The organism is Nocardiopsis sp. NPDC050513, assembly GCF_044457925.1.
Taxonomy (GTDB): Bacteria; Actinomycetota; Actinomycetes; order Streptosporangiales; family Streptosporangiaceae; genus Nocardiopsis.
On sequence record NZ_JBITHK010000002.1, the window covers coordinates 239,496 to 256,893 of the forward strand.

At 72.7% G+C, this 17,398-nt stretch carries 14 protein-coding genes; 8 read left to right on the forward strand and 6 right to left on the reverse strand.

The features are described 5' to 3' along the window. Positions 1-18: 18 nt before the first annotated feature. From rfbH to tpx, 4 genes are all read left to right on the forward strand, one after another. Complete coding sequence (gene rfbH, locus ACIBFB_RS03755) at positions 19-1,323, forward strand: lipopolysaccharide biosynthesis protein RfbH (protein ID WP_397225834.1); 1,305 nt, start codon at positions 19-21, stop codon at positions 1,321-1,323. A gap of 94 nt (positions 1,324-1,417) precedes the next feature. Beyond that, positions 1,418-2,764: a nucleotide sugar dehydrogenase gene (locus ACIBFB_RS03760; RefSeq protein WP_397225836.1), complete on the forward strand. Its 1,347-nt coding sequence runs from the start codon at positions 1,418-1,420 to the stop codon at positions 2,762-2,764. After that, the gene (locus tag ACIBFB_RS03765) at positions 2,761-3,759 is read left to right on the forward strand and encodes an NAD-dependent epimerase/dehydratase family protein (RefSeq protein WP_397225838.1); all 999 of its coding nucleotides are present in this window, start codon (positions 2,761-2,763) and stop codon (positions 3,757-3,759) included. Before ACIBFB_RS03760 ends, ACIBFB_RS03765 begins: the two co-directional genes overlap by 4 nt. A gap of 71 nt (positions 3,760-3,830) precedes the next feature. Further along, the gene (gene tpx / locus ACIBFB_RS03770) at positions 3,831-4,349 is read left to right on the forward strand and encodes a thiol peroxidase (RefSeq protein ID WP_397225840.1); all 519 of its coding nucleotides are present in this window, start codon (positions 3,831-3,833) and stop codon (positions 4,347-4,349) included. Between the two features lie 137 nt (positions 4,350-4,486). Here the strand turns inward: tpx and ACIBFB_RS03775 are convergent, their stop codons facing one another. After that, a complete protein-coding gene (locus tag ACIBFB_RS03775; protein ID WP_397225841.1) occupies positions 4,487-4,939 on the reverse strand; it encodes an SgcJ/EcaC family oxidoreductase in 453 nt (150 codons plus the stop codon). A 64-nt stretch (positions 4,940-5,003) separates the two neighbouring features. Continuing rightward, positions 5,004-5,471: an SgcJ/EcaC family oxidoreductase gene (locus tag ACIBFB_RS03780; protein ID WP_397225843.1), complete on the reverse strand. Its 468-nt coding sequence runs from the start codon at positions 5,469-5,471 to the stop codon at positions 5,004-5,006. 286 nt (positions 5,472-5,757) lie between these two features. On the opposite strand from ACIBFB_RS03780, the gene ACIBFB_RS03785 reads away from it, so the two are divergent. Next, positions 5,758-6,936: an acyl-CoA dehydrogenase family protein gene (locus ACIBFB_RS03785; RefSeq protein ID WP_397225845.1), complete on the forward strand. Its 1,179-nt coding sequence runs from the start codon at positions 5,758-5,760 to the stop codon at positions 6,934-6,936. Positions 6,937-6,971: 35 nt separating this feature from the next. Continuing rightward, on the forward strand, positions 6,972-8,540 hold the full coding sequence (locus ACIBFB_RS03790; RefSeq protein ID WP_397225847.1) for a GMC family oxidoreductase: 1,569 nt from the start codon (positions 6,972-6,974) through the stop codon (positions 8,538-8,540). A 116-nt stretch (positions 8,541-8,656) separates the two neighbouring features. Here ACIBFB_RS03790 and ACIBFB_RS03795 read toward each other — a convergent pair whose 3' ends face one another. The 3 genes from ACIBFB_RS03795 to ACIBFB_RS03805 form a co-directional block, all read right to left on the reverse strand. Beyond that, positions 8,657-10,216: an MFS transporter gene (locus tag ACIBFB_RS03795; RefSeq protein ID WP_397225849.1), complete on the reverse strand. Its 1,560-nt coding sequence runs from the start codon at positions 10,214-10,216 to the stop codon at positions 8,657-8,659. 6 nt (positions 10,217-10,222) lie between these two features. Beyond that, positions 10,223-10,891 (reverse strand): DUF899 domain-containing protein, encoded by a 669-nt coding sequence (locus tag ACIBFB_RS03800; RefSeq protein WP_397225851.1) that lies wholly within the window; start codon positions 10,889-10,891, stop codon positions 10,223-10,225. A gap of 124 nt (positions 10,892-11,015) precedes the next feature. Next, on the reverse strand, positions 11,016-11,429 hold the full coding sequence (locus ACIBFB_RS03805) for an SgcJ/EcaC family oxidoreductase (RefSeq protein ID WP_397225853.1): 414 nt from the start codon (positions 11,427-11,429) through the stop codon (positions 11,016-11,018). Positions 11,430-11,826: 397 nt separating this feature from the next. On the opposite strand from ACIBFB_RS03805, the gene ACIBFB_RS03810 reads away from it, so the two are divergent. Both ACIBFB_RS03810 and ACIBFB_RS03815 read left to right on the forward strand, forming a co-directional pair. Beyond that, complete coding sequence (locus ACIBFB_RS03810; protein ID WP_397225855.1) at positions 11,827-13,536, forward strand: hypothetical protein; 1,710 nt, start codon at positions 11,827-11,829, stop codon at positions 13,534-13,536. 33 nt (positions 13,537-13,569) lie between these two features. Further along, positions 13,570-13,944: a hypothetical protein gene (locus tag ACIBFB_RS03815; protein WP_397225857.1), complete on the forward strand. Its 375-nt coding sequence runs from the start codon at positions 13,570-13,572 to the stop codon at positions 13,942-13,944. A gap of 12 nt (positions 13,945-13,956) precedes the next feature. On the opposite strand, the gene ACIBFB_RS03820 is transcribed toward ACIBFB_RS03815, so the two are convergent. Then, positions 13,957-17,202, reverse strand: a complete 3,246-nt coding sequence (locus tag ACIBFB_RS03820; RefSeq protein ID WP_397225859.1) for a BTAD domain-containing putative transcriptional regulator — start codon at positions 17,200-17,202, stop codon at positions 13,957-13,959. Positions 17,203-17,398: the final 196 nt, after the last annotated feature.

The window sequence follows — 17,398 nt, forward strand, 5'->3', positions numbered from 1 at the left end:
GGGACGAGGGGTGCCGTCATGGAGGAAGCGAAGAAGGAGATCCTGGACGCCGTCCTGGCCTACCACGACAAGACGAAGTCCGAGGGGCCCTTCGTCCCCGGCGAGACCGAGATCTGGCCCTCCGGCGCCGTCCTGGACGCCGACGACCGCGTGGCCTTCGTCGAGGCCGCGCTGGACATGCGCATCGCCTCGGGGGCAAGCGCACGCAAGTTCGAGAACGCGCTGGCCCGCAAGATCGGCGTGCGCAAGGCCCACCTGACCAACTCGGGTTCGTCGGCCAACCTCCTCGCCGTGACCGCGCTCACCTCGCCCCAGCTCGGCGAGCGCGCGCTGCTGCCCGGAGACGAGGTGGTGACCGTCGCCGCCGCCTTCCCGACCACGGTGAACCCCATCCTCCAGAACGGGCTCGTCCCCGTGTACGTGGACATCGAACTCGGCACGTACAACACCACGGCCGAACGGGTGGAGCGTGCACTGGGCCCGCGCACCAAGGCGATCGCGATCGCCCACACGGCGGGCAACCCCTACGAGGTGGAGGAGATCGCGCGGCTGGCCGCCGATCGCGGCCTCTTCCTCATCGAGGACAACTGCGACGCGCTGGGATCCCGGTACCGCGGGACGTACACGGGCACCTTCGGGGACCTGGCCACGGTCAGCTTCTACCCCGCCCACCACCTCACCATGGGCGAGGGCGGCTGCGTGCTCACCTCCGACCTGAACCTCGCCCGTGTCGTGGAGTCACTGCGCGACTGGGGGCGCGACTGCTGGTGCGCTCCCGGCGAGAGCAACACGTGCTTCAAGCGGTTCTCCTGGCAGCTGGGCGACCTCCCACCCGGATACGACCACAAGTACATCTACTCCCACGTCGGCTACAACCTCAAGACGACCGACACCGCCGCCGCCCTCGGCCTGTCCCAGCTGGGCAAGATGGACGGCTTCTGCGCGGCCCGACGCGCCAACTGGGCGCGGCTGCGCGAGGGCCTGGACGGCGTCCCGCACCTGCTCCTGCCCGAGGCGACCCCGGACAGCGACCCGAGCTGGTACGGCTTCGTCCTCACCGTCGCCGACGACGCCCCGTTCTCCGCCGCGGACCTCATCGACTTCCTGGAGGAACGCAGGATCGGCACACGGCGCCTGTTCGCGGGCAACCTCCTCCGCCACCCGGCCTACACCCACCGGCCGCGGCGGGTGGCGGAGGAGCTGACCAACACCGACCGGGTCATGGAAGGCACTTTCCACCTGGGCGTCTACCCCGGCCTGACCGAGGAGATGATCGACTACGTCGTCGCCTCGGTCAAGGAGTTCGTCGCGTCGCGGCGTTGAAGGACCACACCCCCGGCACCCTCGCGCCCGGCGCCGCCCGTGCGGCGGCGCCGGGTCGGGGCGCCCCCACACGACCACTCACACGAGGTGGACCATGCGTTGGATACCCCATGACCGACTGCCCACCGTGGCGGTGATCGGTCTCGGATACGTCGGTTCGTGCGTCGCGGCCACGCTGTCCGACCGAGGACACGACGTCATCGGCGTCGACACCGACACGGCCCTGGTGGACGAGCTCACCCGCGGGCACTGCCGGTTCCGCGAGGAGGGACTGCCCCAGAGCCTGGCCCGTGGCCTGGCGGCGGGACGGATCCGGATCTCCACCGACCAGACCGGCGTCGGCGCGGCGGACGTCGTGCTCATCACCGTCGGCACACCCGTCCGGGACGACGGCTCGATGGCGGACGACCAGCTCGCCGGGGCCTGCGACGAACTCGCCCGGCACCTGCGCGAGGGTCAGCTGGTGATCCTCAAGAGCACCGTTCCGCCCGGCACGACCTCGACGAGGGTGCGGCGGGCGCTGGAACGGTCGGGGCTGGCGGCGGGCGTGGGCTTCGGGCTGGCGTTCGCCCCCGAGCGCCTGGCCGAGGGCACCGCGATGCGCGAGCTGCGCGCACTGCCGATGGTCGTCGGCGGTCTGGACGCGGACAGCACCGCCGACGCGGCGGAGTTCTGGCGGCGGGGACTCGGCGTCCAGGTCATCACCGTGGGCTCCGCGGAGGCGGCCGAGATCGTCAAGCTCGCCGACAACTGGTGGATCGACCTGAACATCGCCCTGGCCAACGAGCTCGCCCGCTACTGCGCGCTCTTCGGCGTCGACGCGCACGAGGTCATCCCGGCCGCCAACACCGTCCCCAAGGGTTCCGGCAACGTCAACGTGCTCATGCCCAGCGTGGGGGTCGGCGGCTCCTGCCTCACCAAGGACCCCTGGATGGTCTGGTACTCGGCGCGCGAGCACGGTCTGGACCTGTTGACCCCGGTGGCGGGCCGGGAGGCGAACACGGCGATGCCCGGGTACGCGGCGGACCGCGTGCTCGCCGGGCTCGAACGCCTGGGCAGGACCGCGGAGGGCGCCCGCATCGCCGTGCTGGGCCTGTCGTTCAAGAACGACACCGCCGACCTGCGCGAGACCCCCGTCCTGCCGGTCGTCACGGAGCTGGACAAGTCCGGTGCGGAGGTGACCCTGTTCGACCCGCTGGTCGACCCGGCGGACACGGAGCGGGTGTTCGGTCGGGCCCCGGCCCCGTCCCTGGAGGCCGCCGTGACCGACGCCGACTGTGTGGCCGTCCTCGCCTACCACCGGGAGATGGAGTCGGTGGACCTGACGGCCCTGCCGGTCACCCGGCCCTGCCTGTTCTTCGACGGCCGCGCGAACCTGGCCGCCGAGTACGTGGCCCGTCTGCGCGCCGCCGGATTCCACTACGAGGGGATCGGGCGGTGAGCGGGTCAGCGCAGCGACGGGCGGTGGTCACCGGAGGGAACGGGTTCGTCGGCCGCCACCTGGTGCGACGGCTGTTGGAGCAGGGCTGCGAGGTCCGCGTCCTCGACCGCGCCGACGCCGCCGGCGGCCAGCGGGCGCCGGAGGGGGTCCAGTGGATCTCGGGCGACGTCCGGAATCCGGCGGACGTGGCGCGCGCCGTGCACGGCGGCGTGGACGTCGTCTACCACCTGGCCGCCATCGTGGGAGTCGACCAGTACCTGGCCGATCCCCTGACCGTCATCGACGTCAACTTCACGGGCACCCGCCACGTGTTGGAGGCCGCGCTCCGGGCGGACGCCCGCCTCGTCATGACGAGCACCAGCGAGGTGTTCGGCAAGAACCCCGCCGTCCCCTGGGCGGAGGACGACGACCGGGTGCTCGGTTCGACCTCGAAGGCCCGGTGGAGCTACGGGACGAGCAAGGCCCTCGCCGAACACCTCGCGTTCGCGTTCGCCGAGCGGTACGGGCTGCCGGTCTCCATCGTCCGCTACTTCAACGCCTTCGGGCCCGGGCAGCGACCGGCCTACCTGGTGAGCCGTCTCGTCCACCGGGCGCTGAACGGCCGTCCCCTAACCGTCTACGACAAGGGTCGGCAGACCCGGTGCCTGACCTACGTGGGTGACGCGGTGGAGGCCACGGTCACGGCCGGGACCGCCGAGTCCGCCGTCGGCGAGGCGTTCAACATCGGCGGTCGGCGGGAGAGCACCGTGGCCGAGGTGGCCGAGCTGATCGGCGGACTGACGGGTGGTGAGGTCCCGATCCGCTACGTGGACACGGAGGCCAGTCTCGGGAGCGCCTACGAGGACCTGGGGCGGCGGATACCCGACACCGACAAGGCACACCGCCTGCTGGGCTGGGAGTGCCGGACACCGCTGCGCGACGGGCTGGCCCGGACCGTCGCGTGGGCGCGCACCGCCCCGGCGTGGCTGGCCCTGGACGACACCGGGGCCGAGTGAGCCCGCCGGGCGGGCCCCCGCCGCACCCCCCTTCGCACCGCCGGCCGATCATCGACGTGAGGAGTACGACCGTGGACACCGTGAGAGAGAGCCCGGGGACGACGACCTTCCGGGGCCGTCCCGTGACCTTGTTGGGTCAGCCCGTCCAGGAGGGCGCCCCGGCGCCCGATTTCACCGTCATCACCCCCGACATGGCACCCGTGCGGCTGTCCTGGGCGCCGGGCGCGGTACGGGTCCTGTGCTCGGTTCCGTCCGTGGACACCCCGGTCTGCGACCGGCAGACCAGGTTCCTGGCCGAGGAGCTGGGCTCCCTCCCCGGCGTCGGGCTGTTGACGGTCTCCGCGGACCTGCCCTTCGCCCAGCGGCGCTGGTGCGGAACCGCCGGACAGGACGGGATCGTCGCCTCCGACCATCGCGACCTCTCCTTCGGTCTGGCCTACGGTGTCGCCGTCAAGGAGCTGCGTCTGCTGTGCCGTGCCGTGTTCGTCGTCGACGCGGGGGACACGGTCCGGTACGCGCGCTACGCTCCGGCCTCGGACGAGCCCCTGGACCACGAGGAGATCCTGGCGGCGGTCCGCGACTGCCTCTAGGCGCCGGGCGGGGGGCGGGTGCGCGTCCAGGTGGCGGCCCCGCCCTCCGGAGTCCCCGGCGCGGCGCGACACGAGAAGGAGGGGGCGCCCCGCGGGGCGCCCCCTCCTCTCCGCCGGCTCCCGGCGACCGGCGCCCGTCAGGCCAACGGGCTGGACTGGTAGGAGAGCAGCACCCACTCCCCGTCCCGGCGGACGGAGACCCACACGGTGCGGGAGCGGTACTCCTCGGCCGGGGACTCCTCGACGGAGCGGGCCACCCCGCCCTCGGTCACGACGACGGCGGTGTCGTCTCCGAGGAAGCGCATGTCGATGGGCTGCTCCACCAGACGGGTGTCCTTGTAGGGGCCCGACAGGGCCTCCGACATCGCGCCGCGGATCTGCTCGCGGCTCGTGTACTGGTCGTCGCCCAGGAGCAGGCTGCCGTTCTCCACGAACACATCGGCCAGCGCGTCCGCGTCGCCCTCGGCCCAGGCCGCCCGCGCACGCAGCACGGCGCTCAGGGCCGCCCCCTCCTCTCCGTTGGGGAAGGGGCCGTAGCTTCCCGCCCACTCCTTCGCCTGGGCGACGAGTGAGGCAGCGTCGTTGGACATCAATGGTCTCCTCTCCCGGCCAGGCGGCCGGAGTCTCCGGTGCTCCGTGTCGAGATCGGTGCGCTCACCAGCGCAGGGTCGCGCCCTCGCCGCGCGGGCTGTTCTGGTAGGCGGCGAGCTTCCACTCGCCGTCCCGCTTGACGAGGACCCAGGTGGACCGAACGGCGAGCTCGGGGGCGATCTCGGTCTCCCCGGGCGCCAGGATCCCGCCGTGCGTGCGGACCAGGCACACGTCGTCGGCCGCGAAGCGCACGTCCACCGGGGCGCCCGTCACCCCGGTGCCCTTGAACGGACCGGCGTAGGCGGCGGTCATGAACGCGCGGATCTCCTCGCGGTTCTTCTTGTAGACGTCGCCGGGCAGGATCATGACCCCGTCCTCGACGAAGGTGTCGGCGACCTTGTCGCCGTCGTTCTCCGACCAAGCGGCGACCAGGCGGAGGGGGACGCTGAGCGCCTCCTTCTCCCGGTCGGAGGTGAAGGAACCGTAGTAGGCGTCCAGGTTTCCTGCGTTGGCTGGTGCCTTCGTTGACACACGTGCCTCCATCGTCGGGTGTTCTCGGTTCCGGACGGCACAACGGCCTCAGATCCGTCGCTTTCCGGCCCCGCCGTTCCTCCATGCTCTCCGCCGATTCACCCGCCCACATCTCCTGGATTGTCCTCCTCCCCCCATGCGCGAGGAACGGCATTCCGACCCCAGCAATGGAGAAGTCGCCGCCGTACGGAAAAGGTGTGATTCTCCGAGGTGAGACGTGCGCCCGAAGGGAATTCGCGGAAATTCCCTCGGGCCGTCGGCCATCGAGACGGAGAAGGAGCACCGGATGGACAACGATCCCGGCCGGGAGGAGATCGTCAAGCGCGTGCGGGCCATCGTGCCCCTCGTTCGCGAGCACGCGGCCTGGCAGGACGAGAACAGGAGGCTGCACGACGAGGTGGTCGAGGCGCTGGACGAGGCCGGCGTCTTCCGCATGCGGGTACCGACCAGGTACGGCGGCTACGAGTCCGACACCGGGACCACGTTGGAGGTGGCGTCCGTCCTGGCGCAGGCGGACGGCGCCACCGCCTGGAACACGTCGGTGTGGTGGATCCCCACCTGGATGGTCGGCATGTTCCCCGACCACGTCCAGGAGGAGGTCCTGTCCGAGCACGGCGGCCGTGTCTGCGGCACGCTCAGCCCGGGGGGCGTGGCCGAGCCCGGGGACGGCGGGTTCGTCGTCAACGGCCGGTGGGGTTTCATCAGCGCGGCGCCGCACAGCCACTGGCAGTCGATCATCGCGGTCACGCCCACCCCCGACGGCTCGGACATGCAGCCCGTCATGGCGCTGGTGCCGATGTCGGACCTTCGGTTGGTCGACGACTGGCACGCGGCGGGACTGCGGGGCTCCGGCAGTGTGACCACCGTGGCGGAGAACGTGTTCGTCCCCTCCGACCGCGTCCTGCCCCTGGGCGCCGTGATGCAGGGGCAGACGGTGTCCGAGGCCAACCGGGAACTGCCCATGTACCGGGCTCCGCTGCTGGCGGTGGCCGCCGCCACCTCCGCCGGCACCCCGACCGGCCTCGCGGAGGGCGCCCTCGACCTCTTCCTGGAGCGCTCCGCCGAACGTGGGATCACCTACACCGACTACGGCCGCCAGGCCGACGCGCCGGTCACCCATCTCCAGGTCGCCCAGGCCTCCCTGATGGCGGACGAGGCCCGGTTCCACGCCGAGCGACTCACCTCGGTCGTCGACGCCAAGGGGTCGCTCGGCGAGGAGTGGTCGCTGCTGGAGCGCGCCCGGTGCCGTGCGGACATGTCGGCGCTGTGCCGTCGGGCCAAGGACGCGGTGACCCTCCTCGGTGAGGCGAGCGGCGGGCGTTCCGTGTACGCCGAGCACCCGATGCAGCGGATGGTCCGCGACATCACCGCGCTCAACCTGCACGCCCTCATGTATCCGGACACCGGCTTCGAGTTGTACGGACGCGTCCTGTCCGGGCTCGAACCGAACTCCCTCTACATCTGATGGCCTCGGCTGCGACCGGAAGGGACGAGAACGCCGTGTTCGATTACGTGATCGTGGGAGCGGGGTCGGCCGGCTGTGTGCTGGCGGCGCGCCTGAGCGAGGATCCCGACACCACCGTGTGCCTGATCGAGGCGGGCCCGGCGGACACCTCCGAACGGATCCACATCCCCTCGACCTTCGGGCACCTGTTCCGCACCGAGGTGGACTGGGACTACCACACGCACGAGGAGCCCCACCTGGGGCGGCGCAAGGTGTACCTGCCCCGGGGCCGGGTCCTGGGCGGCACCAGCTCCATCAACACGATGATCTACGTCCGGGGGAACCGGACGGACTTCGACGACTGGGGTCAGGAGGGCTGGTCCTTCGAGGACCTGTTGCCCTACTTCCGGCTCGCCGAGGACAACGAACGCGGCGCATCCCGCTTCCACGGGGTGGGCGGCCCCCTGTCGGTCTCCGAGAACCGGTCGCGCAACCCGATGTCGACGGCGTTCCTGGCCGCCGCCGGGCAGGCGGGCCACCCGGCCAACGAGGACTTCAACGGCGCCGAGCAGGACGGCTTCGGTTTCTTCCAGCTCACGCAGAAGGACGGGATGCGGTGCAGCACCGCGACCGCCTATCTGCATCCGGCGGCCGACCGTCCCAACCTCACCGTTCGCACCGGCACCACCGTCCACCGGGTCGTCATCGACGGCGGCAGGGCCGCGGGCGTCGCGGTGGGCGGGCCCGAAGGGGAGGAGGTGGTCAGGGCCGGGCGCGAGGTCCTGCTGTGCGGAGGCGCGTACAACTCGCCGCAACTGCTCATGCTGTCCGGCGTGGGTGCGCCGGAGGCCCTGGCCCCGCTGGGGATCGACGTCGTGGCCGACCTGCCGGCGGTGGGCGCCGGCCTCCAGGACCACGTGCTGCTGCCGCTGGTCTACACGCACGACCACCCCATCAGCCTGTTGGCGGCGGGCTCGCCCGAGAACGTCCGCCGTTTCCAGGAGAGCCGGTCCGGGCCGATGACGTCCAACGGGCCGGAGGTCGGGGGCTTCGTCCGCACCCGCGGTGACCTGCCCGCGCCCGACGTGGAATTCCTGACCGCGCCGATCATGTTCGTCGACAGCGGTCTGGCCGCGCCCACCGGACACGCCCTGTCCTTCGGGCCCTCCATGCTCACACCCGCGAGCCGGGGGAGGGTGGAGCTGGCCAGTGACATGCCCACCGCCAAGCCGCGGATCGTGCACAACTACTTCGACGCCCCCGAGGACATGGACTCGGCCGTCGCGGCTCTGCGCATGGCGCTGGACATCGCCCGGCAGGAGGCCCTGCGCGACTACACGAAGACGGCGCACCAGGCGCCCGAGTCCGACTCGGACGCGGACCTGAGGGAGTTCGTCCGACGGTACGCGCACTCCATCTACCACCCCTCCTCCACGTGCGCCATGGGCAGCGTGGTGGACGCGGAGCTGCGGGTCCGGGGTGTGGAGGGCCTGCGTGTGGCCGACGCGTCCGTGATGCCGACCCTCGTCCGGGGCAACCCCAACGCGGCGACGGTTACGATCGCCGAGCGCGCCGCCGACCTGGTTCGGGGGATCGATCGGCGCGGCGAGGGCGCCGCGGCCTGATCCCGAACGCACGAGCGGGGCCGCCGAGTCCGGCGGCCCCGTACGTGTGGGAACGGACGGCGCCCCACGGACCCGTCCCCCGTCCGACGGCCGCGCCCGACAGGGGACGTCATCGGTCAGGGACGTTCCGGCGCCACCCGCTCCCGCCGGTCTCCCTCGTCCTCCCCGGTCCCCGGCCCGGCGTCCGCCGCGGCGCGTGCCGGGGGCACATGGCGCAGCGCGAAGACGATGACGACGGAGAGCAGCACCAGGAGCGCCGCGCTGCCGACCGAGACCGCGTTCAGTCCGTCGACGAAGGCCGCCCGCGCCGGCTCCAACACCCGCGCGGCCTCGGCGGCCGGCATCCCCTCGGTCGCGGACACCTCGGCGGCGAGCGAGGAGTGCTCCCCACCGCCCATGGTGCTCTGGTAGACGGCCGTGCCGACGCTGCCCAGCACCGCCACGCCCAGCGCGATGCCGAACTCACCGCTGCTCTCGGACATGCCCGCGGCCGCACCGGCCTTGTCCTCCGGGGCCGACCCGACGACCAGATCCGTGCCGAGCGCGCCCATGGGGCCCGTGCCGAAGTAGACGAGGGCGTAGCCGCCCGCCACCACCGCGAGCCCGGCGCCCGGTCCGACCGAGACCAGGATCGCGCAGCCCACCGCCGCCGCGGCCAGACCCGCGGAGATGACATAGGCCGGGCGGACCCAGTCGATGAGGACGGGCGCCGCCATCGAACCGAGGATCATGCCGCCCGCCGCCGGCAGCAGCCACAGCCCGGCCGTCAGCGGGGACAGCCCGCCGACCAGCTGGAGGTACTGCGTCACGTAGAGGGAGACCCCTCCCACCGCGGCGGTGGCCAGCAGCAGGCCGACCAGGGCCGCGCTGAAGGACCGGTTCCGGAACAGTCCGAGATCCAGCAGCGGACTGGCCAGCGTGCGCTGACGGACCACGAAGGCCACCCCCATGGCCAGGCCGGCGGCGATGGCGAGCAGGGCGAGCGCGCTGACGCCCTCCGCCGCGATGTCCTTCATCCCGTAGATCACCGGGAGCACCGTGGCCAGGACCAGCAGGGTGCTGGCCAGGTCCAGGCGGGCCGAGCCGCCCGCGGGTGTCTCCGGCAGCAGGAAGGGACCGACGACCAGCAGCAGGACCATGATCGGCACGGCGAGGAGGAAGACCGAGCCCCACCAGAAGTACTGGAGCATCAGGCCGCCCACGATCGGGCCGACCGCCATGCCGACCATGAAGCAGCTCATCCAGACCGCCACCGCGACGCCCCGCTGACGCGGATCGCGGAACGCGGTCCGGACCAGGGCCAGCGTGCACGGCATCAGGCTGGCGCCGGCCACCCCGAGCACGGCGCGCATCGCGATGAGCATGCCGGCGCTGGAGGACATCGCCGCCGCGACCGAGGCCAACGCGAAGAGGACGGCCCCGATGAGCAGGAGCCTGCGGCACCCGATCCGGTCGCCGAGCGCCCCCATGACGAGGAGGAAGCCCGCGACCATGAACCCGTAGATGTCGGTGATCCACAGCAACTGGACCCCGCTGGCGCCGAGGTCGGCCGTCAGGTGCGGGAGCGCCAGCAGCAGGACGCTCAGATCGATCGAGAGCAGCAGCGTCGGAAGCGCCAGGACGGCCAGCACCGTCCACTCGCGCGCGCCCGCCCTGGGCCCGGTACTCGTGTCCATGTCCGCTCAGCTCCCGTACTCGTCGCGCAGTCGCCACCAGGCGTACGGGGACTCCTGGGGAACGCCGTCGGGGCTGTCCTCCCAGGTCTCCTGTCGGCCCAGGGGGGTCAGGTCGAGCAGGCTCCAGTTCGTGCCGAGCTTCTCGACGCCCCGCCCCGCGGTGAAGTACGTCCAGTGGACCGACCCGCCGTCCCGGAGGAAGACACTCAGGCCGAAGCTGTCGGAGCCCTCGACCGTGACACCCGTGTCCTCGTTGAAGGAGCCGCGGAACGACGAGTACCAGGGCACCGTCCACCCCATCCGGTCTCGGACGCGGGCGATCTCCTCATACGGCGCCCGGGACACGAGCGCGAGCGTGGTGTCGCGGGCGTTGAGGTGCGCGGGGTGGCCGAGGTTGTCCACGAACATGGAGCAGCCCTCGCACTGGTGGGTGGACCCGGGCGGCAGCATGAAGTGGTAGACGATCAGCTGGCGACGCCCCTCGAAGAGGTCCTCCAGGGAACTCTCCCCGGCCGGGCCGTCGAACACGTACTCCTTGTCGACGCGGACCGCGGGCTGTCGCCGGCGCTCCGCCGCGAGCCGGTCCTGGAGCCGCGTCAGCTCCTTCTCCTGCGCGAGCAGGCGCTCGTGGCCGGCCCGCCACTCCTGTTCGGACACCACCTTGGGCGGATACATGGCCCTCCTCCTCGTCCTGTGCACGATCGCGGGCGGTGCGTGTGTGCCCGCCCCGGGGCCCACACTCGCACCGCCCGCTTACGGTTCCCTGTGCGTCGGACTTACCGTCCGCGCGCGCTCGGCGTCAGCCGTCCTCACTCGTCGCCTTGGAGTTCTGGTAGGCGGCGATCAGCCACCCGCCGTCACCGCGGACCAGGGTGCACGTGGCGAAGAAGGCCAGGTCCGGCGTCTCCGAGGGGACACCGGGGACCTGGACCCGGCCCCTGGTGACGAGCAACGCCACGTCGTCGCGGACGAACCGCACGTCCAGCGGTTCGACGATGACGCTGGAGCCCTTGTACGGGCCCGCGAACCCCTGCCCCATGAAGGCGCGGATTCCTTCCCGCCCCCGCATGTACGTGTCGCCGATCAGGCTCGCGTCCGCGTCGAACAGCGATGCGAACGCGTCCGCGTCGTTGGCCGCCCACGCGTCCATCACACCGTCCACGACGGCTCGGACCGCCTTCTCGTCCGTACCGATCCGCGCGTCTTCCACCATGCTCGGTTCTCCTCTCCTCGGCCGCCGACGGCGGGCGTGCGCCCGCCCGACGCCACCCCATGCTCGTCAGCGCCCTGAGGGCCGAACGTCTCCTTCCTTGCTGTGCCGACGGAGTGTGCGGCAGTCGCACAACCGGGAGGAAGCCAGGACGGGAGAGCGCGCCGCAGGATGTGCGAGGGCCGCCCCCTCAGTCACACGAGCGAGAGAGGCACAGCAGTTGACTCACCCTTCCCTTGCGCTCCGTCTCCGAACGCACCGGATCATCGGAACCACCGGCCTGGCGGTCACGACCGCCCTGGCACTCTCCACCGCCCCTCACGCATCGGCGAACACCGAATCCACCCCCCTCGAACCCGCCGACGGATTCCAGGAGACCGTCCTCGACACGGGGGACACCGTGACTGTGTCCCCCGACGGCGACCACGTGGCCATCACCCCCGCGGAGGGACGTGAAGGCACTCGGTTCACCTCCGTCCACGCGGGCGAGCACCGCCTCGTCCTGCCCGCGGACCGGCCCCGCGCGGCGGAGGCGCCCGCCCCGGCCGCGACGACCGCGCGCACCCTCCCGTCGGCCGACGCGGGGTGCGGGCAGGAGGAGTGCCACGACCTCACCGTCCGTCACCTGGGCCCGGACGGCGCACCCACGGACGACGCGGAGTCGATGGTGTTCGGGTTGGACGGTGACGTGCTGGAGTTCGCCGGTGGCTCGGCCGCGGCCACGTTCACGCTGCCCGAAGGCCGCTACATGCTGATCACCGACGTTTCCGACTTCACCGACCCGGACGCCGACTGGCACCGTCTGGTCCACCCGCTGATCGTCCTCGACGGCGACGACGAGGTCGTGATGGACGCGACCACCACCCGACCGGTCACCACGGACCCGGGAGCGGACCGCACGGACACGGCCCTGGTGGAGATCGGCGTCGAGAACCGGGCCGGAACCGAGAACGTGCGCGTCTCCCTCCAGGCCGACGACTTCTCCGGTCTGCACACGGCCCAGGTCGGCCCGTCGGCCCCGGTGGACGGCCTGACCTCGTTCGTCGCCTCCACGTGGGCGCACCGCGACGAGACGGGACGGTTCCGCGGCTCCCCGGAGACCGTCCACCTGCTCGACACGGTGGAGGGGGCCTTCCCCACCGGGTACGACCGGACCGTGGAACCGGGCGACCTCGCCTCCGTCACGGTCGAGCACTTCGCCCAGACCCCCGGGAGCACGGCCACGAAGGCGCTGTTCGGCGGCGCCCCCGGGGTGAGCGGCACCGCGACGGTGTTCCTCCCTTACTCCCTGCCCTCCTCGACCGTCCACCGTCTGGAGGCGGGGGCGACCATGTGGAGCAGTGCCTTCGGTGAGAACCGTGTCGCGGACGACGGGACCGTCCGCGACGTCACCGCGCTCGGCTCGGTCCCCCGCTCCTACGAGGCGGGCGACCGCTACACGGAGCGATGGAACGCCGCCGTGATCGGGCCGATGTTCCTGTGGGGCGAGCACGCCGTGCGCACCGGCGACGACCTGTGGTTCGGCATGCCGATGTACTCCGACCAGGACCGGCACCAGGGCGGTTCGAGGACGGACGAGGCCTCGATCCGACTGTTCCAGGACGGCGGCCTCGTCGCCGAGTCGGGTACGGGCCACCTGCGGGCGACCCTGGAACCCGGTGAGAGCGAGCTGCGCCTGGAGAGCAGGACGTCGCGCGCGTCGGTGGCGGACCTGTCCACGCGCATCGAGGCCGAGTGGACGGTCTCCTCCGACACCGTCGCCTCCGGCCGGGAACGCCTGCCCCTCTGGGTGGTGCGCTACCAGCCCGAGGTCGACGCGTGGAACACCGTGCGCGCACGGGGGCTGATCCGACTGCCGCTGACCGTCGAGGCCCACCCCGACTCGGCCCACGGCGACGTCGCGGAACTCACGGTGGAGACCTCCACCGACGACGGGGAGACGTGGGAGACGGCCCGGGTCGTCGACCGCGGCGGCGACCGCCGGACGGCGCTGATCCGGACACCCGGCGGCCCCGCCGGCGAGTACCTCTCGCTCCGTGCCCGCCTGACGGACTCCGACGGCAACGCCGTCGAGCAGACGATCATCCGTGCCGTCCGCCTGTCCGACTGAACCGTATCCGCACCGCCTTCCAAGGAGTCTCCCATGGTGCCCAAGCTCCGCACGTTCCTGGCGACCGCCCTGGCCGCGGTCTCGGCGGCGACCACGCTGAGCGCCCCGCCCGCGCTGGCCGACGCCTCGTGCCTGTCCGTTCCGACCGACCCCGTGCTCACCTCCTCCGGATCGCACGTCCAGGCCACCGCCCGCAGCGAGTGCGGCGCCCTGACCGTGCTGTGGCTGGTGCGGGAGGCGACCACGACGCAACCGCGCACCATCCAGGAGCGCTACCTCGAACCGGGGACCGAGCAGACCGCCAGCGTGTACTGCCGCCGGAGCGGCACGCACACCTACCAGGCGATGGTGTGGGATCCGAACATGATGTTCCGCCGCACCTCGGACTCGGTCACCATCACCTGCTGAACCGGACGGCGATCACCGGGCTTCGGGGACGGCGAGCGTGACGGCCTCCGCCGGACGGGTCCGCCGGCCCAGCGCGAACCCGCTCTCGAAGCCCCCGTCGCCGAGCACTCCTCTCAGGAGGAGCTCCACCCGCCGGACGTCTCCCCTCTCCGCCTCGGGGAGGGGGGCTCCGACGGACTCCCGCAGGGCGTGGGCGGCGCCGAGCAGCCGCGCGGAGACGGTGTGGCGGCCCCCGGCCGCGGTGGCCGCCGCCAGCCCCTCCAGGGAGAGGGCGAGCGCCCTCGGGTCGCCGAGTCTGAGGGCGACCTCGCACCCCTCCGTCTGGAGCCGGAGGGCGTCGTCGACCCGCCCCTCCGACTCGGCGACGAAGCCCAGCTCCGTGAGAAGGAGGCCGTCCACGACGTCGGTGTCGACCTCGGAGCGGCGGTTGGTCTCCAGGACTCCGCTCAGATGCTCCCTGGCCTCGGCCAGCCTGCCCTCCCGTCGCGAACCGAGCCCGAGCCCGATCCGGGCGAACAGCTCCCCCACCTTGTATCCGCTGTCGGTCGCGAGCCGCACGGCCCGCTCGTGGTGCGCCCGTGCTCCCGCGAAGTCTCCGGCGAGCATGTCGATCCTGCCCAGGCCGGTGACCGCGTCCGCTTCCTCCGGCCACATCCGCAGGTCGCGGGCCTGCCGGGCGCTGTCCTGGTGCAGCCCCCGGGCACGGTCGTAGTCGCCGACCACCTCGGCCCACGAGGCGAGGACGAACGAGGCCTGGATCGTGCCCCAGCCGTCACCGAGTTCGGTGAACAGGGCCCGCGCCCGCGCCGCATCGCGGTGCAGGACCTCCACATCGCCGCGCGCCTGCGCCTGCCCCGCCCGCACACACAGGACCGCCGCCTCCGTCCAGCGGTCGCCCGTGCGCCGCGCGTCCGCCAGCGCCCGGTCGGCCACCGGCCCGCCCGCCCCCGCGTCCCCGGTGTTCAACAGTGCGTGCGCCAGGAACCAGCGGGTCGACGCGGAGCACTCGGTCGCTCCGTCGCGGAACCGCTCCACGACACGGCCCACGCGGCCGTCGGTGTCGAGCCCGGCCCCGTCCAGCAGGGCGAGCCCGGCCCACCAGCCCTCCGCGTCGTTCCTCGACCCCTGCCGCAGGGAGTGCCCCTGGCCCACCAGGTCGTCCAGCACGGCGCGTCCCTCCGCGAGCCGCCCTCGGAAGAGCCAGTACCAGGTCAGGGAGGAGGCCAGTGCCCACGCTCCCTCGGTCTCCTCGGCCCGCAACGCCCTCTCCAACGCAGCCCGCGCGTTCGCCGACTCGGCGTCCAGACGGGCGAGCGCGGAGCGCTGTTCCCCTCCCCGCAGGAGTTCCGCGCAACGACGCGCCAGGTCCGTGTAGTGGGCCAGATGCCGACGGCGGACCGTGCGGCGTTCTCCCGCGTCGTCCAGCCGTTCGCCGGCGTAGGCGGCGATGGTCTCCAGCAGCTGGAAACGCCGAAGGCGCGACTCGGACGGCCTGGGCACGGCGGAGACCACCAGCGACCGGTCGACCAGGCGGGCGAGGGTCCCGGCGACCTCGTCCGACCGGACGCCGTCACCGGAGCACACCGACTCGGCGGAGGGCAGGTCGCACCCGTCCGCGAAGGCGGCGAGCCGACGCAGCACCGCGCGTTCTCCGTCGGTGAGCAGGTTCCAACTCCAGTCGGTGACCGCGCGCAGGGTCCGTTGCCGCGGCGACGCCGATCGTCGCCCGCCGTCCAGGAGCCGGAAGCTGTCGTCCAGGCGGTCGAGCACCTCCGCCACGCCCAGGGAGCACACGCGCGGCGCGGCGAGCTCCAGAGCGAGGGGCAGCCCGTCCAGCCGACGGCACAGGGCCGCGACGTCCGCGGCGTTGGAGTCGTCGAGGGTGAAGCCGTGGCAGGCCGCCGAGGCCCGGTCCACGAACAGCAGGACCGCCGCGCTTTCCCTCACCTTCTCCGTTTCGGGGGTGTCCTCCGGGGCGGGCAGCTCCAGGGGGTGGAGCTCGTACCGGCGTTCCCCCGCCACCGCCAGCGGCTCCCGGCTGGTGAGCAGGACCCGCGCCCCGGCGGCACCGCGCAGGAGGGACTCCACCAGGGGCGCGAGTGCCTCCACGACGTGCTCACCGTTGTCGACGATCAGGAGGACCTCCCGGTCGCCGAGGGCGACGGCCACCGCCTCCTCGGCCGTGGTCGGCCCCGGACCCGTCCTGAGGTCCAGGGCACGCGCCAGTTCGGTGGCCAGACGGGGGACGTCCCCGGAGCCGGGCGCGGGGTCGAGGGCGGCCAGTTCCACGAGCACCACGTCGCGTCCGGCGTCCTGCTCCCAGGCGCCGACCTCCAACGCCACCCGGGTCTTGCCGACGCCCCCCGGGCCGGTGAGGGTGACCAGCCTGTGCCCCCGCAGGAGTTCGCGCACCTCCCCGACGGTCGCCTCGCGGCCGACGATCCGGGCGAGTCCCCGTGGCACCCCGCGTCGTGTCGACGGAGCGGAGGGCGCGGACGGAGGAGGGGACACCGGCGGAAGATCCCCCCGCAGGATCGCCTCCTGGAGTCGGCGCACCCGCTCACCCGGCTCCAGGCCGAGCTCCTCGGCGAGGAGGGTGCGCAGCCGGGCGTAGCTGTCCAGGGCCTCACTGCGCCGGCCCGCGTGGTGCAGCGCCCGCATCTGGGCCGCCCGCAGGCGTTCGCGCAGGGGGTGGCGGAGCACCAGCTCCTCCAGCTCCCCGATGACGCGCGTGGACTCCCCGGCGTCGACCAGGGCCTCGGCGCGGGCCTCCAGGGCCTCGACCCGTTCCTCGTCCAGTCGTGTGGCCACCGCCCTGAGCGCGGGCTCGTCCGCGAAGTCGGCGTAGGCGGAGCCCCGCCACAACGACAGGGCCGCGGTGAGGTCGGCGGCGCGGGAGGCCGCGTCGGAGCGGTCGCGCGCGGACCCCACCAGATCGCGGAAGCGCCAGGCGTCCACGGAGTCGCGTTCGGCGGCCAGCAGGTAGCCGGAGTCCCTGAGCGCGACGAGTTCCCGGCCGCCGGGTTCGGCCTCCTCCAGGACCCGCCTGAGCTGGGACACCTTGGCGTGCAGGGCCGCTCCGGCACGTTGCGGGGGGTGCTCCTCCCAGATCTCCTCGACGAGCCGTGGCGGCGGGACGGGCCGCCCCTCCGCGGCCAGGAGGGACGCCAACAGCGCACGGACCTTGCGGCCCGGCACGGTGACCTGGTCACCCGCGCCCGTCCAGACGGCCACGGGGCCGAGAACTCCGAACCTCATAGCACCGGGGGACTCGGCGGGCTTGCCGCGTCCGTCGTCCCCGCTCCCCTTCCCCGCGCGTTCCACGCCACCGTGGACGTCACCACGGTGGTCACGCGGACACGTTACGCCTCCGGGGGTTCCTTCACCAGCGGACACGGAGTGCGCGCAGGTGGACGGACGCGCCCCGGTCCGGCCCGGCGACGTGCGGGCCGGA